Source organism: Mesorhizobium sp. M1406, assembly GCF_040317555.1.
Taxonomy (GTDB): Bacteria; Pseudomonadota; Alphaproteobacteria; order Rhizobiales; family Rhizobiaceae; genus Mesorhizobium.
The window spans coordinates 96,343-119,486 of record NZ_JAMYKW010000002.1; the positions used below are offsets into that span (position 1 = coordinate 96,343).

Genomic DNA, 23,144 nt, shown 5'->3' on the forward strand with positions numbered 1-23,144 from the left:
GAAAGCTCCAACCGTTGTGCTCACTCCAGTTCTCGTGACCGGGAGCGCGCCTATAGCCCCTGCGACGGGTTGTCGCAAGCGGCATTGTCGTGCCGGATTTGCAGCTTCTTTCAATGGTGGCATTTCGGCAACACCGATCCAATGCTGAAGGGAGCGTCGAAACTTCAGAAGGTGACGCGGCCGAGTACGCGCAGGCCGTCGCCCTGCGGCTCTACGACCACGGCCTCGCCTTCGCGGGGCGAAACGCCGGTCAGGGCCTGGATATTTTCCAGATGGGTGACCATGACCAGATTGTCGGAGCCGGAATAGTCGCGGATCTCCTTCAGGATCGCTGCGATCTGAGCGGCATTTTGCGTCTCGTCGCCCTTCAGGAGGTCAAGCGGCGCAAACAGCTTCGGTTCGGCCTCGAAAGCGATGCGGGCAGTGTCGAGGCAGCGGCAGTAGCGGCTGGACAGCACGCGCTCGATAGGTGCCGCACGAGCAGCGAACAAGGCGCCAATCTTGCTCGCCTGCTGCTTGCCGCGCGCCGACAGGTTGACCTGGGTGGTACAGCTGTCGATGTCGAAATTGACCGGATCGGTGGTGCCGGTGACCATAGCATGACGCAGCAGCACGACATGGCCGCCGTCGCGTAATAGCGCCCAGCCGGCGTCGGTGGCGTGGGCTGCGGCCGGGATGGCCATCAGAAGCAAAGCCAGCACAAATCGAATCATAGGCTATCCTTCTCCGGTTCCCGGCAATGGGTTCCGGTGACCGGACATATAGGGACGTAAAGCCATCCGAAAGACAAGGCGCGGTCGGGCGGAGCCCTACTTCTTGGCCATCTGCTTCTTCGCCAGATCGATTTTCTGGTCGGTCAACGGAATGGGCATCGTGTAGCCGGCTTCGGTAAACCCCCGCTTGGCGTTCTCGAAGAATTCGATGGCTTTCAGATATTCCGGCTTACCCGCGCCGTAACTGGCGTGGTTCCAATGGACGTCGCCGAGGTTGTTCTGTTCGAAGGCCCACTGCAAGGGCTGACTCTCGCGGGTGAATACCTTCAGCGTCGCCGTGAAGGCTGCCTCTGCGTCATTGAGGTATTTATCGGTGCGTTCGAGATTGCCGAGGTTGAGAAGACTCATGCCTATGCCGTTCTGAGCGTTGGCCCAATCTATGGGGGCTGCTTCGATAGTCAGCACCTCAAGCGCTGCCCGCCGGGCCGCGATTGAATCCTGCAGGGTTTTGGGATTGGCATCGCTCATGCTCAGCCAGTGCAGCGCCGAACCGAGACCGGCCTCACTCAGCGCCCATTGCCGCGGGTTCGTCTCGCGCTTGTACTCGCGCAACGCATCGCGGTAGGCGGCAATGGCCTCGCCGTAATGTTCCGGCTTGTCGGTCACACCGCCGAGAAGCTGCAGCGTGTTGCCCAGATTGTAGTGGCTCATTGCCCAGTCGAGCGGGAATTTTCGCCTGACATAGACCCGCCGTGCGGCCTGGAAGGCGCTCACCGATTGCTCGAGCCTGGCCGTGTCTTGGGTGCGCTGGCCAAGCGTCTGGTAGATCGAACCGAGATTGTTCTGCGCCGACGCCCAGTCCATCGGAAAACGCTGCCGGGTAAACACCGTCAGTGCATCGTCATAGGCCGCCGCCGCCTCTTCGAGCGCGCCGGTTCCCATATCGAAGCGGGCGACACCGCTTAGCGCGTTGCCGAGGTTGAGCCGGCTGGTTGCCCACGAGACCGGGAAGGTTTCACGGGTTCGCACCTCTAGCGCGGCCCGGAAGGCGTCGGCCGCCTCGTTGATGGTTGCGTTGTCGTTGAGCTGGATGCCAAGCGACACAAGCGTGTTGCCGAGATTGTTCTCGACCATCGCCCATTCCACCGGTGCTTTTTCGCGCGTGTATTCCTCAAGCGCCAGCCGGTAGGCGGCTTCGGCTTGCGTCAGATGCTCGCCGGCGGCCTCACGCTCGGACAGTGCATAGAGCGCCAGGCCGAGGTTGTTTTGCGAAGCCGCCCAGTCGAGCGGCACCTTGTCGCGCGGGCGCTTCCCGAGGGTGGCTCGCATCGCCACCACTGCTTCATTCAGGCGCTTAGGATCGCTCTCGCGTTCGCCGATTTTCAACAGCACATTGGCCAGGTTGTTCTGCGCGGCGGCCCAGTTGAGATCGTCCTTCTCACGCTCGAACACGACAAGGGAATCGCGAAAGATCCGCGCTGCCTCTTCAAGGCGCGCGGTCTCCGTCTCGCGCTCGCCGATGGTCTGCAGCACAACCGCCATGTTGTTGCGGGTGATCGCCCAGTCGCGATTCTGTTCGCCATTGGGGATGAAGTTCAGGATGGTGCGATAGGCCTCGATGGAATTTTGCAGCGCATCCAGGTCACCGGTGGCGTAGCCGTAAGCGTTCAGCGCCTCGGCCTCCTGGTTTTTGTAGTTCCAGCGCAGTTTGTCGTCCCATTTTTCGGCCAGCGAGAAAGCCTTGGCATAATCGGCGGCGGCGGATCTGTAGTCGAAGACCAGCCCCGAGGCATCGGCGCGTCTGGCGTAGATCGCGGCATCGGCAAGACGCTTCTGCTTGACGAGATCCTCGGCTTCATCGACCGCCTCGATCGTCTGCTCGACCCGGCCGACCGCGTCGTCGAGGAATGTGCGTGCCGTCACGATGGCGCCCTGGCCGATCGCTTTGTCGGCGGAGGCGACCAGCCGTTTGATCTCCGGATCGTCGGTGCGCAGCGCGGCGCGCTCGGACATCATCTTCTTCAGGCGTTCAGCCTGCGCGTCGAGCACTTTTTGCAGGTCGGTCGGATCTTCGGGGATCCTTTCCGTGCCGAGCGCCTTCAGCACGCCATAGAGTGCATCGAGCGGCACGCCTTCCTGCAGCGAGGCCAGTTCCACTTGCCCACGTTTCGGGTCGGGCAACTCGGAAATGGTCAAGAGCAACTGGCGGCGCTCGCCGGTGATCAGCCCGTCGTCGCCGGTCGGCTCCGCTGGCGCGACGCCGAAATAGAGCAGTCGGCGCAGGCTTTCATTGACCCAGGGGCGCTGCTTTGCCTTGGTGTCGAGATAGACCTCCTCGGTCACCATGCGCATGACCGAGCCGAACTCGGTGCCCTTCATCGCCGCGAGGTGGCGCAGCAGGGCGGACGCGTAAGGGCTGTTTTCGCCGGCGGTGCCATCGAGCGCTGGACGGCCCGGCTCGGCGGCGAAGCCGACCACGGTGCCCAGGCTCGCATCGGCCGCCGGCGTATTGCCGAGCGCCTTGGCGCCGCGTACCGGCTCCAGACCGCCGGCACCAATCGGCGAGGCGGAGGCGGTCGGCGCGCGCCGCACCACGGCATCCGCGGGGAACGGATTGGTGCGGCAGGCATCGAGCAGCACGATCGTCACAGGCACGGTCGCTTTCAGCGCGTCCATGACGGCGGAAATCGGCACCAGCGCCTGGTTGGCATCTCCGAGGGACGATACGTCGGCATCGACTGGAACCAGATAGTTCTCGCCGCCGGCCTCGATGCCGTGGCCGGAATAATAGATGAAGGCGACATCGGCGCCTTCGGCATCTTCCGAGAAGCGCTCCAGGTCACGCTTCAGCTTCGCGGCGTCGCGATCGGTGACGCTGCGGGCATCGAAGCCGAGATCGGTCAGCATCTTGGCCATGTCGCGGGCGTCATTGGCCGGGTTGGGCAGCGCGGCTATGTGCTCGTATTTCGACTGGCCGATGATCAGCGCCACGCCCTTGAGGCTTTTGGTTTCGGCTATGGCAAGCGCCGTCACGGCAAGGCAAATCAGTGCGGCGACGAAAGCCGTCAGCCACGCCTGCCGCAAAAGATTACGCTTCAAGGTTTCGACAAAGGCCATTTGTCGTTGGTGTCCGCCCTGATGATCCAAACCCTCTACAATGCTGCCAGTCTACCATGATCAAATTCGGGCATGATCAAATTCGGGCATGATCAAATTCGGGCGCGATTGCGCCGCGAGCGTGGCTCGCCTATCACGGGAAAAATGTCTCCGCTCACCGAAACCGTCCTTTTCGTCTTCAGCCTTGTCGCGCTCGGCTACCTCGCCGGGTTCACCGGCTATCTGAAGCCGGCGAGCGGCGAGGGCATAGCCGATTTCGCGGTAAGCGTAGCGATGCCGCTGCTGTTGTTCCAGACCATGGTGAACGCGGATTTCCACGGAGTGGCACCTTGGTCGCTGTGGGGCGCCTATTTCGCGGCCGTGGCAATCACCTGGGCCGCCGGCCATCTCGTCACCACGCGGATATTTGGGCGAGATGCACGCGCCGGCGTCGTCGGCGGAGTTTCATCGGCCTTTTCCAATATCGTGCTGCTCGGCGCTCCCTTTATCCTCGGCATATTCGGAGCGGATGGTTTTGAAGTGCTGTCCTTGCTGGTTTCGGTGCATCTGCCGATCATGCTGATGGCCTCGATCGTGTTGTTCGAAGCCTTCGGCCGCGCCAGCGGCGATCCGGTGCATCCCTTGCGCGTTATCCATAGCTTCCTCAAGCGGCTTTTCATGAATCCGTTGATCATTGGCATTCTGGCAGGGCTTGCATGGCGCATCACCGGTGCCCCGCTGCCTGATGTCGCCATGCGCCTGGTCGATGCGCTGGCCGGTACGGCGGGGCCGGTGGCGTTGTTCGCCATGGGGCTCAGCCTGCGCCGCTTCGGCATTTCGGGCAATGTCAGGCCGGCGCTGGTGCTTTCGGCGCTGAAGCTGTTCCTGATGCCGGCGCTGGTCCTCGCCTTCGTCTGGTTGCTCGGCCTGCCGCCCTTGACCGCCAAGGTGGCGGTGATGGTGGCCGCGATGCCATCCGGCGTCAATTCCTATCTGATCGCGGTGCAGTTCAACACCGGCCAGGCGCTGGCGTCGAACCAGATGACCATCGCCACCGCCTGCGCCGCCGTCACCACCGCTTTTTGGCTGACGGTGGTGCTCCACGTTTTCTGATAGGTCAGGATGCACACCGGCCTGCTCTCGCCTCGGGCTGGTCCAACCCCTATATGCCATGTAGCGATTGCTTGCGGGCCTTGCCCTAGGTAAAGAGCAGTGGCTCCGGCGTGCCGGCCCCAGTCCATGGCGCACGCTCACCGAAGACTTCACAGACCGGCCGTCAGCGCGCCGAACGGAGGATAGACCATGCTTCAGAAAACCAGCCATTTCATGCGGCAGGCCAATCTCATCAATGGCGAATGGGTGCAGGCCGACAGCGGCCAGACGGTCGACGTCAACAATCCGGCCACCGGCCTCAAGATCGGCACCGTACCGAAGTCGGGCAAGGCCGAGACGCGCCGCGCCATCGAAGCCGCCGATGCCGCCTTCAAGTCGTGGCGCAAGACCACCGCGCTCGAGCGCTCGAAGCTGCTGCGCAAGCTGCACGACGCGATGATGGACAATCAGGATGTGCTGGCCGAGTTGCTGACCATCGAGCAGGGTAAGTCGCTGTTCGAATCGAAGGGCGAGATCGGCTCGGCCGCGTCCTACATCCTTTGGTTCGCCGAGGAAGGCCGCCGCACCTATGGCGACGTCGTACCGTCGCCATGGGCGGATCGCCGCATCCTCGTCACCAAGGAACCGGTCGGCGTCATCGCCGCCATCACCCCGTGGAATTTCCCGTCCTCGATGCTGGCCCGCAAGCTCGGCCCGGCGCTCGCCGCCGGCTGCACCGCGGTCGTAAAGCCCGCCTCGCAGACGCCTTACTCGGGCCTTGCCTGGGGCGCGCTCGCCGAGGAAGTCGGCTTCCCCAAGGGCGTCATCAACATCCTGACCGGCTCGGCCAGCGAGATCGGCGACGAGATCTGCGCAAATCCGCTGGTGTCGAAGATCACCTTCACCGGCTCGACCGAGGTCGGCAAGCTTCTCATTCAGAAGTCGTCCGTCACCGTCAAGAAGGTGTCGATGGAACTCGGCGGCAACGCGCCGTTCATCGTCTTCGACGACGCCGATCTCGAGCGTGCCGTCGCCGGTGCGATCACCGCCAAGTATCGCAATTCCGGCCAGACCTGCGTTTGCACCAACCGCTTCCTGGTCCAGGCTGGTGTATATGACAAGTTCGTCGAGAAGCTCGCCGCCGCCAGCGACGGGCTTAAGGTCGGTTCCGGCCTCGAGGACGGCGTGCAGCAGGGACCGCTGATCGACGAGAAGGCGGTCGAGAAGGTCGAGGAACTGATCGCCGACGCGACTTCCAAGGGCGGCAAGGTCGTCGCCGGTGGCAAGCGCCATGCGCTCGGCGGTTCGTTCTTTCAGCCGACGGTCATCGCCAACGCGACACCCAAGATGCGATTCATGAAGGAAGAGATCTTTGGCCCGGTAGCACCGGTGTTCAAGTTCGAGGCCGAAGAGGAAGCCATCTCGCTCGCCAACGACACCGAATTCGGCCTCGCCTGCTATTTTTACACCGGCGATCTCGGCCGCGCCTTCCGCGTCATGGAAGGGCTCAGATACGGCATGGTCGGTGTCAATGAAGGCCTTATCACCACGCCGGAGGCGCCGTTCGGCGGCGTCAAGGAATCGGGTCTCGGCAAGGAAGGCGGGCATCAGGGCATCGAGGATTACCTCGACACCAAATATGTCTGCATCGGCGGCCTCGGCCTCTGATTAGCTACCTGAGATGGGGAGGCCAATGGCCTGCCCATCTTGCATGGTAAAACCAGCCGACTGGATCAACTGGCATTTGCGGGCATGGCGATGAAGGACGGCGAGGTTTTCGGTACGACGCAGGCAGGCGAGGCGGTGCGGCGCTTCACGATCAGGGGCGGCGGTATCACCGCCAACATCCTTGGCCTGGGGGCGATCATCCAGGATCTGCGCCTGACTGGGCACGATGCGCCGCTGGTGCTCGGCTATGACAATCTGGGATACTATGAGACCGATACGGCCTTCTTCGGCGCGGTCGTCGGCCGCTATGCCAACCGCATCCGCGACGGCCGTTTCACCATCGCCGGCAGTCGCTATCAGACCGAGCAAAATTTCCTCGGCAAGCATACGTTGCATGGTGGCTCGCAGGGCTATTCTCACAGGCCGTGGGCGGTTTCGCTGCATGGCAGGGATTTCGTCACGCTGACGCTGCATGACCCCGATGGCACGATGGGCTTTCCCGGCGCGCTCGACGTCACCTGCACCTATCGGCTGAAGATTCCTGGCACGCTCAGCGTCGAGCTGACCGCCACCTGCGAGGAGCCGACGCTGTGCAACCTCACCCAGCATTCCTATTTCAACCTGGATGATGGTGGCGCTTCCGACATTCTCGACCACAGGATGATGCTGAATGCCGGTGCCTATCTGCCGGTCGATGGCGACATGATCCCGACAGGGGTAGTCAAGCCGGTTGACGGCACGCCGTTCGATTTCCGCCAGGCGCGGCTGCTACGCATGGAGACCGAGGGCGAGCAACTGCCCTATGACCAGAATTTTTGCCTCGCCTCGTCACGTGGACCCCTCAAGCAGGCGGCATGGGTTCAAGGCGCCAGTTCCGGTGTCGAGATGGAGGTCTGGACCACCGAGCCCGGCGTTCAGCTTTATACGGGTCAGTATGTGACGCCGCGCACCGGACTGGAAGGGCGCAGCTACAAGGCCTTTTGCGGTTTCTGCCTGGAGCCGCAGATATGGCCGGATGCGCCGAACCGGCCCTATTTCCCGCAGGCAACGCTGTGGCCGGGCGCGATCTACCATCATGTGACTGAATATCGTTTCCGGCTGCCTTAAGGTCCGCCGATATTCAGGTGAGGCCGGCCTGACCTGAATCGCGACAGACCTTAGCTTAGCCTTCGAAAGCCGCTCGCAGCATGTCGAACGGCGCTAGCGCGCCGCGCACCTGCACCACGGCGGCGGCGACGCGATGGGCACGGCGCGCGGCTTCCAGCGGGTCGTGCCCGGCAAGTCGAGCCGCAAGGTAGCCGCCGTTGAAGGAATCGCCAGCTCCGGTCGTATCGATGGGGTCGGCGACATGGATCGCCGGGACCTCACACAGCGTTTCTCCCTGGGCAATCAGTGCCGGCGCTTCACCATTCTTGACGATGACCTCATCGACCAGTTGCCCGAGCCGCTCGGCGGTCGCTTGCGGTGTTGCATCGCCGAACAGCATCTGCTCGTCGGGGAAGGTCGGCAATGCGATGTCGGTGACGGCAAGGGCTTCGATGACCGCTGCCTGCGCCTCCTCGCGATTGCGCCAGAGCCGCGGCCGGTAGTTGGGGTCGAAGGCGACAGTCGAGCCCGCCGAGCGCGCCTTGGCGACGGCCGCCAGCAACGTGGCGCGCGCGGCGTCGTCCAGAATTGCCAAAGTGATTCCGCTGAAATAGACAAGCGCTTGATTTTCCAGGCTTTTCGACAGCGCGGCCGGGTTCGAGGCGAGCTGGCGCGCGGCGGCATCGCCACGCCAATAGGTGAAGGAGCGCTCCGCGCCGGTCAGCGTGATGGCATAGAGGCCGGGCCGCGCACCCGCTATGACCGGGCTGGAGCCGATGCCGATGCCGTTTTCGGCGAAGAAATCGATCTGGCCTTGCGAGAACGGATCGTCGCCGAAGGCCGAGACATAGGTTGCCGGCCGCTCAGTGCTCAACGCATGCAGCGCCCACAGCGTGTTGAACGTGTCGCCGGCAAAGCCCATGCGCCAGTTCGGTCCCGTCTGGCCCGACAGTTCGAGCATGCATTCGCCGATCGAGGCGACGCCGTTTCCCGCCATCTGCAATCCTCCAGTGATCTCGGTGCTGTAGCTTTTTGCCATCGGCAGCGCCATGCTTGGCAAGCAGGGTTTTTTCCGCCATGGCGTTTTCCCACAGCTGGCGGGATGCGATCCGTCCGGCAGAGCGTTGTCCGCAGAAGAGGAAACGGTTTGGCATCGATATGGCGCTATCTCCTGGCAGGTCTTGGTCTGGCTGCCCTGCTGGTCGGGATTCTCGCGGTCGTCTATCTGACGGCGCCGCGGTCGTCGCATTCTGCCGGCCCCGATATTTCGCGGACGAAGAACACCGACAACGGTCTGTTCGTGGCAAGTTTTTTGCCGGAGCGGGGCGTTGTGCGGCAAGGCCAACTGCAATCCTGGCTGCTGACGCTGAAGACAAAGTCTGGAGCGCCGGTGGAAGGGGCCGCGATCGCGATCTCCGGCGGCATGCCGCTGCACAGTCATGGCCTGCCGACCAGCCCGCAGGCGACCGACTATCTCGGCGACGGCCGTTATCGCATCGAAGGGGTGAAGTTCACCATGAGCGGCTGGTGGCAGCTGCATTTCGCGATTTCGGCCACCGCCGGTTCCGACACCGTGCTCTTCAACGTGGTGCTGTGAGCAAGAAATGAGGCGGCTTTCACGTTTTCTGGCGCTGATGGTTGCCGTTATCCTTGCCGGTTGCGGCAAGCCTGACTTTTCCGACGTCGAGAAGAAGACCATCGTCTCGCTGGCACTGTCGGCACTGCCGCCGCTGAAACCCGACACCACCAATCGCTTTGCCGACGTGCCGGCCGCCGCAGCACTCGGTTCGACGCTGTTCTTCGATCAGGGCATGAGCCGTGACGGCACGGTATCCTGTTCGACCTGCCACAAGATCGACCGGCAATTCCAGGACGACCTGCCACAAGCCGTCGGCGTCGGCCACACCAACCGGCGCACCATGCCGCTGGCCGGAGTGGCGCGCGATCCCTGGTTCTTCTGGGATGGCCGCCGCGACAGCCTGTGGGCGCAAGCGCTGACGCCGCTCGAAAACCCGCTGGAGCAGGCAGGAAACCGCACCGCCTACGCCCATTACATCAAGGCGCGCTTCGGCGAACGCTATGAGCGCATCTTCGGGCCGCTGCCCGATTTTTCCGGCATGCCGGCGAATGCCAGCCCGCTTGGAAACGATGCCGAGAAGGCTGCCTGGGACGCGATGAGCGGTGCGCAGCGTGACGCCATCAACGGCGTCTTTGCCAATATCGGCAAGGCGATCGCCGCTTTCGAACGGTCGATCGAGCCGGCGCCAACGCGCTTCGATCGGTTTGCGCTGGACCTCGTCACCGGCGCCGGGCCGAAGGGCGATGCCGTCTTCTCGAAGGAGGAAATCCTTGGGCTGAAACTGTTCATCGGCAAGGCCAACTGCGTGACCTGCCACAACGGCCCGCGCTTCACCGACAACGGCTTTCACAACACCGGCGTGCCCCCCGTTGCGGGCCTGCCGCCGGACCGCGGCCGCATCGATGCCGTGCGCCAAGTCGAGGCCGACCCGTTCAACTGCTTCGGCGCCTTTCGGGATGGTGACTCTAGCGCCTGCGGCGAGTTGCGTTTCATGGTCAAGGATGCGCCGCAACTCATCCGCGCCTACAAGACGCCGTCGCTGCGCGGCGCCGCGACGCGGCCGCCCTATATGCATGCCGGGCAGTTTTCGTCGCTCGATGAAGTGGTGGCGCACTACGCCAAGGCAGCCCCTAGCGTGGAGGGAACGTCCGAAGTTCATCCGCTGGAGCTGTCGGACCGCGAACGCGCGGCGCTAGTGGCGTTTTTGAAGACGCTTTCGGATTAAAGCTGCCAACGATATCGGCAATTGAAAGATATTGCAAAAAAGATATATTTCGATCAATGAGCTGGTCGGTCGTATTTCTCAATACCGAGGTAAGACGGGAGCTTGAGGCTCAACCGAAAGATATCTTGGCCAGCTTTCTGCGGATATCGCGTTTAATCGAGGCGCACGGGTTGCAGAAAGTCCACGAGCCATACGTCAAGCATTTGGAAGGCAGGCTTTGGGAAATGCGCATGAAGGGCCGGGATGGCATTGCTCGTGCAGTCTATGTGACCGCGGCAGAACGCCGTGTGGTGGTGGTGCGAGTGTTCGCCAAGAAGACGCAGAAGACTCCACGAAACGAGATCGAGTTGGCTCTTAAGCGAGCGAAGGAGGTTCTATGAGCCGGAAAACAATCTCCGTTGAGGACGTTGCCAAGGAATGGTTCAAGGACCCGGAATTCGTTGCCGAATACGAAGCCTTGGAGGAGGAGTTCGCAATCGCCGCAGCTTTGATTAAGGCCCGGGGTGAAGCTGACATGACGCAGGAAGAGGTCGCCGCCGCGATGGGGACGACACAGGCCGTAATCGCTCGTTTGGAGAGTGGTCGAAACATGCCTTCGACCCGAACGTTGCAACGTTTCGCCAAGGCGACCGGCTCGAAACTCCGCATCAGCTTCGAACCTGGGAAGCCGAAGTCGCGCACCGGTCATTGAACTCTACCGATCCTTCACCGTCTCCATTGCCACGAAGGTCGAGGTCTGGGCGACGTGGGGCAGGGCAGAAATGCGCTCGCCCAAGACGCGGCGGTAGGCGGCGATATCCCGGGTGCGGACTTTCAGCAGATAATCGAAGCTCGACGCCATCATGTGGCATTGTTCGATCTCCGGCACGGCCTGCACGGACCGGTTGAAGGCATCGAGAGCGGCGGATCGGGTGTCGGACAATTTCACCTGGACGAAGGCGACATGGCCTTCGCCCATACGCTCGCGGTCGATGATCGCCTGATAGCCCCTGATATAGCCGTCCTTTTCCAGCCGCTTCACCCGCGCCTGGACTGGCGTCTTCGACAGGCCGACCCTTGCGGCCAGTTCTGACATGGAAAGCCGGCCATCGCTTGCCAGCGCCGCCAGGATATTCCTGTCGATGCGGTCCAATTGGTCTTCTGTCACCGAGGATGCAGTCCATATGTCAATTTCTAGGCGCTCTAGATAGGGCAAATGAGCTGCAGTGTCGATTTCTTTGGACCGGCTGAAATTTCGAACTTGTGCTAGCTTGCGCCATTCGGTCCGGTGACCGCCGGCCCGATCCCTTTTGCTCGATCCACGGGACCGCCATGCCAGCGCTCGATGCCATCCGCCTGCAGATCCGCGCCAACTACCTGCCCGACGAAGACGAGGCCGTGAGGCGGCTGGCCGAGGCGACGGGGCTCTCCGCGAAAGACCGCAAGGCGATCTCGGCCCGCGCCGCCGATCTGGTGCGGGCGGTGCGTGGATCGTCGGATCCAAGGCTGATGGAAGTCTTCCTCTCCGCCTACGGTCTTTCCACCAAGGAAGGCGTGGCGCTGATGTGCCTGGCCGAGGCGTTGTTGCGCGTGCCCGACACCGAGACGATGGACGACCTCATCGCCGACAAGATAGCGCCGCACGACTGGTCGGCGCATTCGGGCGGCTCGAGCTCCATTTTCGTCAACGCCTCGACCTGGGCGCTGATGCTGACCGGCCGTGTGCTTGACGAAGGCGAGGGCGGCATCGAAGGCACGCTGCGCTCCATGGTGCGGCGGTTGGGCGAGCCGGTCATCCGCAAGGCGGTGGCCGCCGCCATGCGCGAGATGGGCGAGCAGTTCGTGCTCGGCCGCACCATCGCTGAAGCCGTCAAGCGCGGCCGGCCGATGACGCAGAAGGGTTATCTCTATTCCTTCGACATGCTGGGCGAGGCGGCTCGCACCGAGGCCGACGCCTTGCGTTATCACAAGGCCTATGCCGACGCGATTTCCTCGCTCGACGCCGGTTCCAATGGCCGTGATATCCGTCAGAACCACGGCATCTCGGTCAAGCTGTCGGCGCTGCATCCGCGCTATGAGGTGGCGCAGAAGGACGAGATGCTGCCTGTGATGGCCGAGCGTCTGCTGTCGCTGGCGCTTGCCGCGCGGCATTCGCGCATGGGTCTCAACATCGATGCCGAGGAGGCGGATCGCCTCGATCTTTCGCTCGACGTCATCGAAAAAGTGCTGGCCGAGCCGGAACTCGCCGGCTGGAACGGTTTTGGTGTGGTGGTGCAAGCGTATGGGCCACGCGCGGCCTACGCCATCGACTGGCTCTACGCATTGGCCAGGAAATACGACCGCAACATCATGGTGCGGCTGGTCAAGGGCGCCTATTGGGACACCGAGATCAAGCGGGCACAAGCGCTGGGGCTGACCGGCTACCCCGTTTTCACGCGCAAGGCCAACACCGATGTCTCCTATATCGCTTGCGCGAAAAAACTGCTTGGCATGACCGACCGCATCTATCCGCAATTCGCCACCCATAATGCCCACACCGTCGCCGCCATTCTGTCGATGGCGGACAATCGCGATACCTTCGAGTTCCAGCGCCTGCACGGCATGGGCGAGGCTCTGCACGAGACGGTGCGCCGGGCCGAAGGCACGCGCTGCCGCATCTATGCACCGGTCGGTGCGCATTCCGATCTGCTCGCCTACCTGGTCCGCCGACTGCTGGAGAACGGTGCCAACTCCTCCTTCGTGCACCAACTCACCGACGAGGACGTCGAGCCGGAGGACATTGCCCGCGATCCGCTCGAAACCGTCGAAAGCCAAGGCCCCGCCGCCAACCCCGCGATTCCCCGGCCGTCCCAGATTTTTGGCGACGGCCGCCGCAACTCGAAGGGATTTGATATCACCGACACGGTGACGCTGGCGGCGATCGACAAGGCCAGGGCTGCATTCGCTGGTCCCGACCGCTGGCATGCCAAGCCGATCACGCGGGCTGCCGGCTATGGCAAGCAGCGCCCGATCGTCAACCCGGCAAAGCCCTCCGAAGTGGTCGGCACCGTCAGCGAAGCCGCCGCCAAGCAGGTGGCGACCGCCGTGCGCTTTGCGGTGGAAGCGCAGCCGGCCTGGGCGAAACGTCCCGTGACCGAGCGCGCCGCGATCCTCAACCGCGCCGCCGATCTCTACGAGACGAATGCTGTCGAGTTCTTTGCACTCGCCACCCGCGAGGCCGGCAAATCGCTGGCCGACGGCGTAGCCGAAGTGCGCGAGGCCGTCGACTTCCTGCGCTACTACGCCACTGAGGCGGCCAATGCGGAGGCCGGCACGCAAGCGCGTGGCGCCATCGTCTGCATTTCGCCGTGGAATTTTCCGCTCGCCATCTTCACCGGCCAGATCGCGGCGGCACTTGTCACCGGCAATTCGGTGATCGCCAAGCCGGCCGAGCAGACGCCGCTGATCGCCTTCCGCGCTGTCGAGCTGCTGCGCGAGGCCGGCGTGCCGCAAGACGTCATTCAGCTTCTGCCTGGCGACGGCCCATCGGTCGGCGGGCCACTCACCGCCGATCCGCGCATTGCCGGCGTCTGCTTCACCGGCTCGACCGAGGTCGCGAAGCTGATCGAGAAACAACTGGCCGAGACCGCCGCGCCCGACGCCATGCTGATCGCCGAGACCGGCGGTCTCAACGCCATGATCGTCGATTCCACCGCGCTGCCCGAACAGGCGGTGCGCGACATCCTGGCCTCGGCCTTCCAGAGTGCCGGCCAGCGCTGCTCGGCGCTGCGCGTGCTCTACGTGCAGAAGGACGTCGAAAAGAAGATGCTGGAGATGCTGAAGGGCGCCATGGAAGCGCTCAATATCGGCGATCCCTGGCGGATTTCGACCGATGTCGGGCCTGTCATCGACGACGAGGCGCAAAGCTCGATTCGCGAGTACTGCACGAAGATGGGCCTGCAGGGCCGGCTGATCGCCAAGCTTGAAGCGCCCAAGGACGGCCGCTTCGTCGCGCCGCATGTCTTCCGGGTCAAGGGCATCGAGGACATGGAGCGCGAGGTGTTCGGGCCGGTACTGCATGTCGCCACGTTCGACGCCGACGAGATAGATGCGGTCATCGCTGCCATCAACCGCAAGGGCTATGGCCTGACCTTCGGCCTGCACACCCGCATCGAGGGCCGCGTGCAGCATTTCGTCGACGGCATCCACGCCGGCAACATCTATGTCAACCGCAACCAGATCGGCGCCGTGGTCGGTTCGCAGCCGTTTGGCGGCGAGGGGCTGTCCGGCACCGGACCCAAGGCCGGCGGTCCGCACTATCTCAGGCGCTTCCGCAAGGGGCCGGAGGCCGGAACCCGTGTGCAGGATGGCCATAAGGTGACGGCGACCGAACTTGCCGATAATCTGCCTGATCCCACACTTGGCGGCTGGTCGACGCGCTCAGACCGGATCGCCATTCTGAGGAAGCATCTGCGCGGCAAGGGTGCCGCGGCCATTGGCGCTGCCTCCGGGATCGACTTCGGCCAGGTCGACCTGCCGGGACCGACCGGCGAAGCCAACACGCTCTCGCTGTCGCCACGCGGACGAGTGCTATGCCTTGGTCCCGATGGCGATACGCTGCTCGCGCAGACGATCCAGGCACTCGCCGCCGGCAATGCGGTGCTGGCCGTGGCGCCCGGCGCCCCGGCGGCGCTCTCCCCGCTGACCGGCAAGGGCCTGCCGTTGGCAGCTATCGACGGCCGCCCTGATCCGGTCGAAGCGCGTTCGCTGCGCGTCGATGTTGTCGCCTTTTCCGGCACGCCCGAGGCCGCGCGCATCGTTCGCAAGGTCATCGCCGATCGCTCCGGCCCGATCGTACCGCTGGTCAGCGAGGTGCTGAACCCTGCGGCCTATGCGCATGAGCGGGCCGTCTGCGTCGATACGACGGCTGCCGGGGGCAATGCGAGCCTGCTGGCCGGAGCCTGACCCGGCCAGAGTTAGAGCCATTCACCGTTTCGTGGAAACGATGAATGGCTCTAACTCTTTTGTTTTTATGCATGTCGTTGTCCCAAAACCGGGACCACTTTTGGGCGACATGCATTACGCGCCTTCGACGACCGAAAACCCCTCGAACTGAGGGTGGCCGAGATAATGGACCTTTGTCGTGCCCACATTTCGGTGGGCGGCACGGAAATTCTCCGACTTGGTCCAGGCGATAAAATCCTCGTGGCTCGCCCACACGGTGTGCGACGCAAACAGCGTGTAGCCTTTGGCCTCGTTGACCGGGCCACGCAGCAGATGGAATTCCCGAAAACCCTTCATCTCCGCGAGGCTGGAGTCGCGGTTCTTCCACACGGCCTCGAAATCGCTCTCCGAGCCGGCCTGCACCTTGAAGCGGTTCATGGCGATGTACATGGTGGTTCCTTTCATGCTTGACGATCAATGGATGGCGTAACGGTCGACGGAGACTCAGAATGGGCCGATTGGTGCTTTGAACCGCCAGCTTAACATTCCGGTCTCCGACGGAATGGGAGGGAAGGGTGCCTGTTTTCGCACCAGCTCCAACGCGAATTGATCGAGTTCCGGAGAGCCTGAGCTTTTGGCAAGTTGCAAGTCGCTGATGTTTCCATTGGCCAGCACCACAAATGCCACCATAGCGTTGTTGCGGGCTGTCGATTGCGCGGCTTTCGAAACGCGGCGATTGGCGCGAGCCAATTTGTTGGCCACCTCGCCACTATAGCGAGACGTTGCCGCGTTGCCGGCATCGGCTTGTTTTCTGCCTTTGCTGGCAATTGCCGCTTCTATTTCGCGGCCGTCCGCTGTGCCGCGCTTCTCGTATGGTTCGCCTGCAGCTGCTGGGGCAGCTGCCCGAGTTGGCCTGGCGCTGGGGATCGGCGGCTGCTCCGGAACGGCCACAGGCGCCTCGGTGCTCTCGGGCTGAACGGTCGGCTGTGCCGGCGTTTCGGTCTTGGGAGCCACGCTCTGGTCATCGGGGCGTGGGGCGCCGGCCACCAATATGTCCGGGGTGATCGTCTGCTGTTTGACAGGTTCCGGCAAAGGCTTGAGCGGCGGCTCCGCCGCTTCCCGGGCGGGCTGCGCAGGTTCTGTTGGCGGTGCCGGCTTGGGCGGCGTTGCCGGCTGTGGTTTGGCCGCTTGCGGGTTCGGCACCAGCGCGACATTTATTGCCAAGGGGTCCTTATCCAGCGCGCTGCCGACCACATTGGTGCCGGACTGATCGCTGCCTTCCGCATGCATTGCGTCCTGGAAACTGGATGTCCCTGAGGGCGAGATCAGAAAAGCCGCTGCCACCGCGGCGTGGAGAGCGCAGGAGATGACAACCGCCGCCGTCCATTTGCGGTTCCAAACCGACAGGCGCGGTGGCGCAAGCGGCTCGGTTAGCGTTACCGCCAGCTCGGCGCTGGCTTCGGGGAGGGGACTGATATCCTGCATGTCTCCCCGCGAGACCTGCAGCGACAAGAGCGAAATTGTCAAATCAAGATCGCTTGGTCCAAAGGACAGCGCACGGAAGCCGGCCAGAGGCCACGCCACTGTGTTTCGCGTGAATGGGGGATGCAGTCCCACCTCACACGCCGAAAGCGATACCGGTCTTGGTGCCCGTCTTCAGCTTGCGCATGCAGGCATTCGGTTCGACGCCGGTACCGGTGCATTCGGTCGCGCTGTTGATCAGCACGCGGCTGACTTTCGAGCACTCGGTGCCGGCCAGATCGAAACGCGTCACCTTGGTCTTGCCCGCCGGCACTTCCTTGAAATCGAGCACGGTCAGCCGGTCGACGACGCCGGCCTCGTTGAACAAGGCGATCTCGAACGCCGCCTTGGACAGGTCGGCGCCGAGATTGTTGTTGACCACGAAAGTCAGGCGGCAACCCTTGTCGGAAGGTTGCGCACCGTTGAGTTCGAGGGTCAGCGCGGGGACCGGCGCGGACTCTTGTGCCCACGCCGGAACCATCGCAAGCGACATCGCCAGCGTCGAGGTCAGCAGACGAAGGGATGTCGTCAAGCTTGTCATTGTCGTCAGCCTCCAAACCGCATCGTTGCCGCCAGCTTCAACGTGATGCCGGGCTCATAGACCGCAACCGTCGTGCCGCCGTTGAGCGGGTTGGCGTATTTGACATCGAACAGATTGTCGGCGCGGAAATCGACCTTGAGATTGTCGGTCGCCTGATAGCTCGCGAAGGCATTGACCAGCGTGTAGTCCTTGGCCATCGCATTGCCCTTCGGCTTGCCATTGTACTGCACTTCGCCACCGACGGTCAGTTTGTCCTCCAGGAAGCGCAAGCCGAGCTGTGCCGTGACCTGGGAGGAGGGGATGGTGGCGAGATCTGCCCGGTCGCCCTCATATGAGATCGTGTGACCGTTGATGATGGAGGCCGAAAGTCCGGCATAGCCCCATGCCGCGTCGTAAACGCCTTCCATCTCGAAGCCGTTGATCTTGGCCTTGGCGAAATTCTGATACTGGAAGCAGATCGGGATGCCTGGGCCAAACGGGCAGCCGCTGGTCGGATCGAACGGCGACAGCGTCACGCCATCGATATAGTCATCGACATCGTTGTTGAAATACGCGGCCTTGAGACGAAACGCGTCGCCAGCGTCGATGATGTCGTTCTGCTTGTAGTTGATGCCGAATTCGGTCGTCTTGCCGGTCTCGGGCCGCAGATTGGGATTGGGCAGGAACGGGAAGCTGACGCCTGCCGGGTGATTGCCGCTGATCAGCGTCTCGGTGATCGACGGCGAGCGATAGCCTTCCGCATAGGTGCCATAGAACTGAAGGCCCGCGAGGCCTGCCGAATCGAACGGCGAAACACCGACGGTGATACGAGGCGACACCCTGTCACCGGATGTCTCGTGTGAAACGTCCTTCAGGCTGTAACTGTCGTAGCGCAGCCCGGCGATGACTTCGAGCCACTCCCAGGTGAGCTTGTCCTGGACATAGGCGCCTGACACGTTCCGCTTACCGGAGGGCGTGTAGAAACTGTCGCCGCCGGCCGCGCCGCCCGTCTTGACGTTGTCGCCGACCCAGTCGCCGCCATATGTCAGCTCATGCGCGATGCCGCCCGTTTCGAAGCGGGATGTGTTCCAGATGTCGATACCGGTCGTGCCGACGTCGAATGTCGACTTCGATCCTGCCGGCAAGACAACGGGTAGACCGGTGACCGGATCAAACCGGTTTTGCGGAACGAGGCTGGTCAGGTCGAGGTTGGTCTTGTTGTAGGAGGTGTTGACGTGGAGATCGAGCCAGCTCTTGTCCTCATCCGTGATGTTGTAGCGGGCCGTGAAGGTGTTCGACTTCAGGTCGACGTCATTGACCGGCACGCCGCCGCTGATCTCGTTCCAGCCGTCGCTTGAACCGACCCAGCCGAGCTTCACTTCGCTGTTGTCGGTCGGCCGGATGGTGGTCTTGAGCAGGCCGCTCAGCACATCGAAGCCGGTGCCCTTGACCGTGTCGCCACCGCCATCCTTGTAGTCATCGTAATTGCGGTAGACGATGTTGCCGAGCGCATCCCAGTTCTCGTTGAAGCGATAGGCGCCGGATGCGCTTGATGTCCAGCCCTTGCCGTTGCTCTCATAGCGTCCCGTGACGGAACCAGCCCATGTCTCGTCAGGCTTGAGGAAATCCTGGGCATCCTTGGTGTCGAAGAAGACGACGCCGCCAATGGCGCCCGAGCCATAGGTGTTGGCGACCGGACCGCGGATCACGTCGACGGATTTGACGAGCTCGGGGTCGATGTAGAAAGTCGACTGCGTGCCGTGGTCGGAGCGCTGGAAGTTCTGCCGTGCGCCGTCGACGATAACCGCGACGCGGCCGAAATCCTGCAAGCCGCGGATGTTGATGCTGGTGCTGACGCGCCTGGCGTCGGCCTGCGCCGCGACACCGGGCACCCCGAGCAGCATCTCGTTCGGCGTCGTCGCCATGCGGCGGTCGAGCTGTTCCTGATCGACGTGGCTGGCCGAAGCCAGCGATTCGATCGCCGTCTCGCCGGTGCGGCTGATGACGAGGATCTTGTCGAGCAGCGTTGCGCCCGCTGGTGCGGCTTCGTCAGCCTTCTTCATTTGATCTGTCTGCTGGTCCGCCGCCTGCTGGGCGTTGGCCAGTTGCGCCGACAAGGCGATCGCCGCCACGCTTGCCAGCAAAGCCGCCGCACCGTTCGCCGCCGACCGGCCGCGCCATTCCCAATTCACCAACCCCATGCCCCAACTCCAAAATCCAGGTTTCATGCTGGCTGGCCCGGGGCTGGCTGGCATTTTTGATCGTGTCCGGCGTCTTAAATCTTGACTCATTTAATCCGGTATTGCACTGACTAGTAAACATGATTATTCAAGTCAAGATATGAATCGGATTACGCAACGCCTAGCCAGACGCCCGGCACAGGAAAGGGATCCATCCAGATGAACACCCACAATCCCAACGATTTTCGCTATCGCGTCCGCCGTTCCGACGATGCCTCCGCCCGTTTCGACCGGGTTCCGCTGGCGGTGCGAACCCTGTCCAGCAACACCCTGTTCCAGGGCGAACACGAGATCGGGATCGAGCATCATGGCGCGCTCTACCGGCTGAAGATCACCCGGCAGGGCAAGCTCATTCTCAACAAGTAAGGCAAGGCAGTAGGGACGAGACATGGACCAGCGCGTAAAACCCGCCCCGCATGAAATCCGGCGGGCACGGACAGACAATCCGAAGGCGCGCGAGCGTGATCTGGCTGCCCAACTCGGCATTTCGGAGGCCGAGCTGGTCGCCGCGCATTGCGGCGACGGCGTCGTCCGCATCGAGCCGCGCGTCAACGACCTTTTAACCGGCCTCGAGGCCGTCGGCGAGGTGATGGCGCTGACCCGCAATGAAAGCGCGGTGCACGAAAAGATCGGCGTCTATGACAAAGTCGTCACCGGCAACCACAATGCCATGGTGCTTGGCGAAAACATCGACCTGCGCATCTTCCCGAAGGTGTGGGTGCATGGCTTTGCGGTGGAAAAGCGCGATGGCGACGAGATTCGCCGCAGCCTGCAGTTCTTCGACGCGGCAGGCGAGGCCGTGCACAAGGTGCATCTGCGGCCGGCCTCCAGCCTCTATGCGTATCAAAAATTGGTCGCCGCGCTCGAATCGTCCAATCAGGAGCCGACGGTCGATATTTCTGGGCCACTCCCCGATGACGAGATCCATGGCGACGAAACGACCGCCAATCTCGACGACCTGCGTGACCGCTGGAGCCGGCTGACCGACGTGCACCAGTTCTTCGGCATGCTGAAGACGTTGAAGCTCAGCCGCCGGCAGGCGGTGCGCATGGTCGGCCAGGACTATGCCTGGCTGCTCGACAATGACGCTGTCCGTGCCATGTTCCATCACGCCGCGGAAGGCGAGATACCGATCATGTGCTTTGTCGGAAACCGCGGCTGCATCCAGATCCATTCCGGCCCGGTCAAATCCATCAAGCCGATGGGACCATGGATCAACGTGCTGGACGAAACCTTCCATCTGCACCTGCGAACCGACCACATCCACGAGGTCTGGGCCGTGCGCAAGCCGACCAAGGACGGTCATGTCACCTCGCTCGAAGTCTATGACGCCGAGGGCAAGATGATCATCCAGTTCTTCGGCAAGCGTCATGAGGGCGAGAGCGAGCGTGACGATTGGCGGTTCCTGGCAGAAAACCTGCCGCGCATCCCAAGCCCGACCGCAGCCTGAGGATTACAGCCATGGTTTCCTTTTCCAGACTGGCGCCTGTCCTTGGCTTGGCGCCCGTTTTAAGATCGGCAATGGCACCGGCGATCGGTCTGTCCCTTGCTTTCGTCGCGCTGCAACCTGTCAGCGCCGCCGAAGGCACGGCCGTGTTTGCCGATCCCTCGAGGATAGCGGCCGTTGGCGGCTCGATCACCGAGATCGTCTATGCGCTCGGCGAGGAGAAGCATCTGGTGGCGCGCGATTCCACCAGCCGGTATCCGAAGGCGGCGCTCGCGCTGCCTGATGTCGGCTATATGCGCGCCCTTTCGCCGGAAGGCATCCTGTCGGTAAACCCGACCGGCATCCTGGCGCTGCACGGCAGCGGTCCCAAGGAAGCCGTCGATGTCTTGAAGAAGACGAGCATCCCGTTCATCGAAGTGCCCGAGCACTATAGCCACGAAGGCATCCTCGAGAAGGTCCGCATCGTCGGTGAGGCACTCGGCGTCGACGCCAAGGCCGAGGTGCTGGCCAAGGAGCTTGACGCCAAGCTCACGGCAGCCGAACAGCAGACGGCGTCGATCAAGGAGCGCAAGCGCATCCTTTTCGTGCTGTCGATACAGGGCGGCAAGATCCTGGCGGCCGGCAGCGAGACCGCCGCCGACGGCATGGTCAAACTGGCTGGCGGCGTCAACGCGGTCGAGGGCTTTTCCGGCTACAAGCAAATGTCCGACGAGGCTGTTGTCACCGCCAGGCCGGACGTGATCCTGATGATGAGCAATGCCGGGCCTCCGGTATCGGACGACGAATTGTTCGGCAATCCGTCGATCGCCTCGACGCCGGCCGGAACCGCGCGCAAGCTGATCCGCATCGATGGCGGCTATCTGCTCGGCTTCGGGCCACGCACGGCCGATGCCATCCACGACCTCGCTGTCTCGCTTTATGGCGGGCAGGTCACGGATTGAGCAGGCAGATCATGGTCGATCAATCGATCGCCGGTCCGGTGATGGCGAGCGAATCCGAAGGCGACCGGTCGGGCCGCGCCCGCATCGTCATTCTTCTGTTGTGCCTGGGGCTCGCGGCTGCCGTTTTTCTGTCGCTGACATCGGGGGCGTCGGACGCATCGGCCGTCAGCGTCATCGGCGGCTGGCTGTTCGGCACAGTGCCTGATAACGCCGCGCTGAGCGCCCGCGACAGCCTGATCGTCTACGACATCCGCCTGCCGCGTATTATCCTCGGCATGCTGGTTGGCGCGGCGCTCGCGGTCTCCGGCGCGGTCATGCAGGGGCTGTTCCGCAATCCGCTGGCCGACCCCGGCCTGATCGGCGTTTCGGCCGGCTCCAGCCTCGGCGCGGTTGCCGTCATCGTGCTCGGCGCTACGATATTGGCTCCGGTGACGGCCTTGCTCGGCACGCTTGCACTGCCGTTGGCGGCCTTCTGTGGCGGGCTCGCCACGACGCTGGTGCTCTATCAGGTTGCGACGCGACGGGGGCAAACCTCGGTCGCCACAATGCTGCTCGCCGGCATCGCGCTGGCAGCACTCGCCATGGCGCTGACCGGCATCCTCATCTTCATGGCAGACGATCGCCAGTTGCGCGACCTGACCTTCTGGCAGCTCGGATCGCTCGGCGGCGCGACCTGGGCAAAGATTGCTTCCGTCGGGCCGATCATAGTGCTGGCGCTGGCGGCGATGCCATTCCTGGCACGCGGCCTCAACGCGCTGGCGCTGGGCGAGGCGACCGCCGGCCATCTCGGCATTCCGGTGCAGCGGCTGAAATACACGGCCATCGTCGGCGTCTCGGCGGCGGTCGGCGCGTCCGTCGCCGTCAGCGGAGGCATCGGTTTCGTCGGCATCGTCGTGCCGCATCTGCTGCGCCTGCTGATCGGTCCGGACAATCGCTATCTGCTGCCGGCGTCGGCGCTGCTCGGCGCCTCATTGCTGCTTCTGGCAGATGCGGTCGCGCGTACCATCGTGGCGCCGGCCGAACTGCCGATCGGCATCGTCACCGCGATCGCCGGTGCGCCGTTCTTCCTTTGGATCCTGCTGCGCAAGCGCGGCGTGATTGATTTGTGAGAGTG

General features: G+C 63.1%; 20 protein-coding genes. 12 read left to right on the forward strand and 8 right to left on the reverse strand.

Annotation, left to right across the window (positions count from 1 at the left end):
- Window positions 1–164 precede the first annotated feature (164 nt).
- Both NKH03_RS02975 and NKH03_RS02980 read right to left on the reverse strand, forming a co-directional pair.
- Complete coding sequence (locus NKH03_RS02975; protein WP_352967047.1) at window positions 165–713, reverse strand: histidine phosphatase family protein; 549 nt, start codon at window positions 711–713, stop codon at window positions 165–167.
- A 96-nt stretch (window positions 714–809) separates the two neighbouring features.
- On the reverse strand, window positions 810–3,830 hold the full coding sequence (locus NKH03_RS02980) for a caspase family protein (protein ID WP_352967048.1): 3,021 nt from the start codon (window positions 3,828–3,830) through the stop codon (window positions 810–812).
- Between the two features lie 144 nt (window positions 3,831–3,974).
- On the opposite strand from NKH03_RS02980, the gene NKH03_RS02985 reads away from it, so the two are divergent.
- The 3 genes from NKH03_RS02985 to NKH03_RS02995 all read left to right on the forward strand — a co-directional run bounded on the left by NKH03_RS02985 (window position 3,975) and on the right by NKH03_RS02995 (window position 7,676).
- Window positions 3,975–4,922 carry an AEC family transporter gene (locus NKH03_RS02985; protein ID WP_352867574.1) on the forward strand — a complete coding sequence of 316 codons (948 nt, stop codon included), beginning with the start codon at window positions 3,975–3,977 and terminating at the stop codon, window positions 4,920–4,922.
- A 189-nt stretch (window positions 4,923–5,111) separates the two neighbouring features.
- Window positions 5,112–6,569 (forward strand): NAD-dependent succinate-semialdehyde dehydrogenase, encoded by a 1,458-nt coding sequence (locus tag NKH03_RS02990; protein WP_352967049.1) that lies wholly within the window; start codon window positions 5,112–5,114, stop codon window positions 6,567–6,569.
- An 84-nt stretch (window positions 6,570–6,653) separates the two neighbouring features.
- Window positions 6,654–7,676, forward strand: a complete 1,023-nt coding sequence (locus NKH03_RS02995; protein WP_352876928.1) for an aldose epimerase family protein — start codon at window positions 6,654–6,656, stop codon at window positions 7,674–7,676.
- Between the two features lie 55 nt (window positions 7,677–7,731).
- On the opposite strand, the gene NKH03_RS03000 is transcribed toward NKH03_RS02995, so the two are convergent.
- Window positions 7,732–8,652 carry a sugar kinase gene (locus tag NKH03_RS03000; protein ID WP_352967203.1) on the reverse strand — a complete coding sequence of 307 codons (921 nt, stop codon included), beginning with the start codon at window positions 8,650–8,652 and terminating at the stop codon, window positions 7,732–7,734.
- Window positions 8,653–8,802: 150 nt separating this feature from the next.
- On the opposite strand from NKH03_RS03000, the gene NKH03_RS03005 reads away from it, so the two are divergent.
- Genes NKH03_RS03005 through NKH03_RS03020 form a run of 4 tightly spaced genes read left to right on the forward strand, consistent with a single transcriptional unit; the run spans window position 8,803 to window position 11,150 of the window.
- The gene (locus NKH03_RS03005; protein ID WP_352967050.1) at window positions 8,803–9,252 is read left to right on the forward strand and encodes a FixH family protein; all 450 of its coding nucleotides are present in this window, start codon (window positions 8,803–8,805) and stop codon (window positions 9,250–9,252) included.
- Between the two features lie 7 nt (window positions 9,253–9,259).
- On the forward strand, window positions 9,260–10,459 hold the full coding sequence (locus NKH03_RS03010) for a cytochrome-c peroxidase (protein ID WP_352967052.1): 1,200 nt from the start codon (window positions 9,260–9,262) through the stop codon (window positions 10,457–10,459).
- A gap of 56 nt (window positions 10,460–10,515) precedes the next feature.
- Window positions 10,516–10,839: a type II toxin-antitoxin system RelE/ParE family toxin gene (locus tag NKH03_RS03015; protein WP_352867587.1), complete on the forward strand. Its 324-nt coding sequence runs from the start codon at window positions 10,516–10,518 to the stop codon at window positions 10,837–10,839.
- Window positions 10,836–11,150 (forward strand): helix-turn-helix domain-containing protein, encoded by a 315-nt coding sequence (locus NKH03_RS03020; RefSeq protein ID WP_352867590.1) that lies wholly within the window; start codon window positions 10,836–10,838, stop codon window positions 11,148–11,150. The genes NKH03_RS03015 and NKH03_RS03020 overlap by 4 nt, the downstream gene beginning before the upstream one ends.
- Window positions 11,151–11,153: 3 nt before the next feature.
- On the opposite strand, the gene NKH03_RS03025 is transcribed toward NKH03_RS03020, so the two are convergent.
- Window positions 11,154–11,606, reverse strand: coding sequence for an Lrp/AsnC family transcriptional regulator (locus tag NKH03_RS03025; protein WP_352967054.1), 453 nt, complete (start codon window positions 11,604–11,606; stop codon window positions 11,154–11,156).
- 164 nt (window positions 11,607–11,770) lie between these two features.
- Here NKH03_RS03025 and putA point away from each other — a divergent pair, with 164 nt between their 5' ends.
- Complete coding sequence (putA, locus tag NKH03_RS03030) at window positions 11,771–15,382, forward strand: bifunctional proline dehydrogenase/L-glutamate gamma-semialdehyde dehydrogenase PutA (RefSeq protein ID WP_352967055.1); 3,612 nt, start codon at window positions 11,771–11,773, stop codon at window positions 15,380–15,382.
- A gap of 114 nt (window positions 15,383–15,496) precedes the next feature.
- Here putA and hmuQ read toward each other — a convergent pair whose 3' ends face one another.
- The 4 genes from hmuQ to NKH03_RS03050 form a co-directional block, all read right to left on the reverse strand.
- Window positions 15,497–15,811: a heme-degrading protein HmuQ gene (hmuQ, locus tag NKH03_RS03035; protein ID WP_352967205.1), complete on the reverse strand. Its 315-nt coding sequence runs from the start codon at window positions 15,809–15,811 to the stop codon at window positions 15,497–15,499.
- Between the two features lie 54 nt (window positions 15,812–15,865).
- A complete protein-coding gene (locus NKH03_RS03040; RefSeq protein WP_352967056.1) occupies window positions 15,866–16,651 on the reverse strand; it encodes an energy transducer TonB family protein in 786 nt (261 codons plus the stop codon).
- A gap of 328 nt (window positions 16,652–16,979) precedes the next feature.
- On the reverse strand, window positions 16,980–17,423 hold the full coding sequence (locus NKH03_RS03045; protein WP_352967057.1) for a hypothetical protein: 444 nt from the start codon (window positions 17,421–17,423) through the stop codon (window positions 16,980–16,982).
- 5 nt (window positions 17,424–17,428) lie between these two features.
- A complete protein-coding gene (locus NKH03_RS03050) occupies window positions 17,429–19,603 on the reverse strand; it encodes a TonB-dependent hemoglobin/transferrin/lactoferrin family receptor (RefSeq protein ID WP_352967058.1) in 2,175 nt (724 codons plus the stop codon).
- Window positions 19,604–19,801: 198 nt separating this feature from the next.
- On the opposite strand from NKH03_RS03050, the gene hemP reads away from it, so the two are divergent.
- The 4 genes from hemP to NKH03_RS03070 are packed head-to-tail and all read left to right on the forward strand — an operon-like array spanning window position 19,802 to window position 23,139.
- Window positions 19,802–20,008 (forward strand): hemin uptake protein HemP, encoded by a 207-nt coding sequence (gene hemP, locus NKH03_RS03055; RefSeq protein ID WP_023757683.1) that lies wholly within the window; start codon window positions 19,802–19,804, stop codon window positions 20,006–20,008.
- 22 nt (window positions 20,009–20,030) lie between these two features.
- Window positions 20,031–21,092 (forward strand): hemin-degrading factor, encoded by a 1,062-nt coding sequence (locus tag NKH03_RS03060; protein ID WP_352967060.1) that lies wholly within the window; start codon window positions 20,031–20,033, stop codon window positions 21,090–21,092.
- An 11-nt stretch (window positions 21,093–21,103) separates the two neighbouring features.
- Window positions 21,104–22,030, forward strand: a complete 927-nt coding sequence (locus NKH03_RS03065; protein WP_352967061.1) for a heme/hemin ABC transporter substrate-binding protein — start codon at window positions 21,104–21,106, stop codon at window positions 22,028–22,030.
- A gap of 11 nt (window positions 22,031–22,041) precedes the next feature.
- Window positions 22,042–23,139, forward strand: a complete 1,098-nt coding sequence (locus NKH03_RS03070; protein WP_352967062.1) for a FecCD family ABC transporter permease — start codon at window positions 22,042–22,044, stop codon at window positions 23,137–23,139.
- Window positions 23,140–23,144: the final 5 nt, after the last annotated feature.

What these genes read in the sequence shown, in the direction of transcription:
- NKH03_RS03070 (WP_352967062.1), top strand. Translation starts at nt 22,042, where the DNA reads ATGGTCGATCAATCGATCGCCGGTCCGGTGATGGCGAGCGAATCCGAA.
- NKH03_RS02980 (WP_352967048.1), bottom strand. Translation starts at nt 3,830, where the DNA reads ATGGCCTTTGTCGAAACCTTGAAGCGTAATCTTTTGCGGCAGGCGTGG.
- NKH03_RS03045 (WP_352967057.1), bottom strand. Translation starts at nt 17,423, where the DNA reads ATGACAAGCTTGACGACATCCCTTCGTCTGCTGACCTCGACGCTGGCG.
- NKH03_RS03050 (WP_352967058.1), bottom strand. Translation starts at nt 19,603, where the DNA reads ATGGGGTTGGTGAATTGGGAATGGCGCGGCCGGTCGGCGGCGAACGGT.
- putA (WP_352967055.1), top strand. Translation starts at nt 11,771, where the DNA reads ATGCCAGCGCTCGATGCCATCCGCCTGCAGATCCGCGCCAACTACCTG.
- NKH03_RS02995 (WP_352876928.1), top strand. Translation starts at nt 6,654, where the DNA reads ATGGCGATGAAGGACGGCGAGGTTTTCGGTACGACGCAGGCAGGCGAG.
- NKH03_RS03000 (WP_352967203.1), bottom strand. Translation starts at nt 8,652, where the DNA reads ATGGCGGGAAACGGCGTCGCCTCGATCGGCGAATGCATGCTCGAACTG.
- NKH03_RS03065 (WP_352967061.1), top strand. Translation starts at nt 21,104, where the DNA reads ATGGTTTCCTTTTCCAGACTGGCGCCTGTCCTTGGCTTGGCGCCCGTT.
- NKH03_RS02985 (WP_352867574.1), top strand. Translation starts at nt 3,975, where the DNA reads ATGTCTCCGCTCACCGAAACCGTCCTTTTCGTCTTCAGCCTTGTCGCG.
- NKH03_RS03015 (WP_352867587.1), top strand. Translation starts at nt 10,516, where the DNA reads ATGAGCTGGTCGGTCGTATTTCTCAATACCGAGGTAAGACGGGAGCTT.
- NKH03_RS03020 (WP_352867590.1), top strand. Translation starts at nt 10,836, where the DNA reads ATGAGCCGGAAAACAATCTCCGTTGAGGACGTTGCCAAGGAATGGTTC.
- NKH03_RS02975 (WP_352967047.1), bottom strand. Translation starts at nt 713, where the DNA reads ATGATTCGATTTGTGCTGGCTTTGCTTCTGATGGCCATCCCGGCCGCA.
- NKH03_RS03060 (WP_352967060.1), top strand. Translation starts at nt 20,031, where the DNA reads ATGGACCAGCGCGTAAAACCCGCCCCGCATGAAATCCGGCGGGCACGG.
- NKH03_RS03040 (WP_352967056.1), bottom strand. Translation starts at nt 16,651, where the DNA reads ATGCATGCGGAAGGCAGCGATCAGTCCGGCACCAATGTGGTCGGCAGC.
- hemP (WP_023757683.1), top strand. Translation starts at nt 19,802, where the DNA reads ATGAACACCCACAATCCCAACGATTTTCGCTATCGCGTCCGCCGTTCC.
- NKH03_RS02990 (WP_352967049.1), top strand. Translation starts at nt 5,112, where the DNA reads ATGCTTCAGAAAACCAGCCATTTCATGCGGCAGGCCAATCTCATCAAT.
- hmuQ (WP_352967205.1), bottom strand. Translation starts at nt 15,811, where the DNA reads ATGTACATCGCCATGAACCGCTTCAAGGTGCAGGCCGGCTCGGAGAGC.
- NKH03_RS03010 (WP_352967052.1), top strand. Translation starts at nt 9,260, where the DNA reads ATGAGGCGGCTTTCACGTTTTCTGGCGCTGATGGTTGCCGTTATCCTT.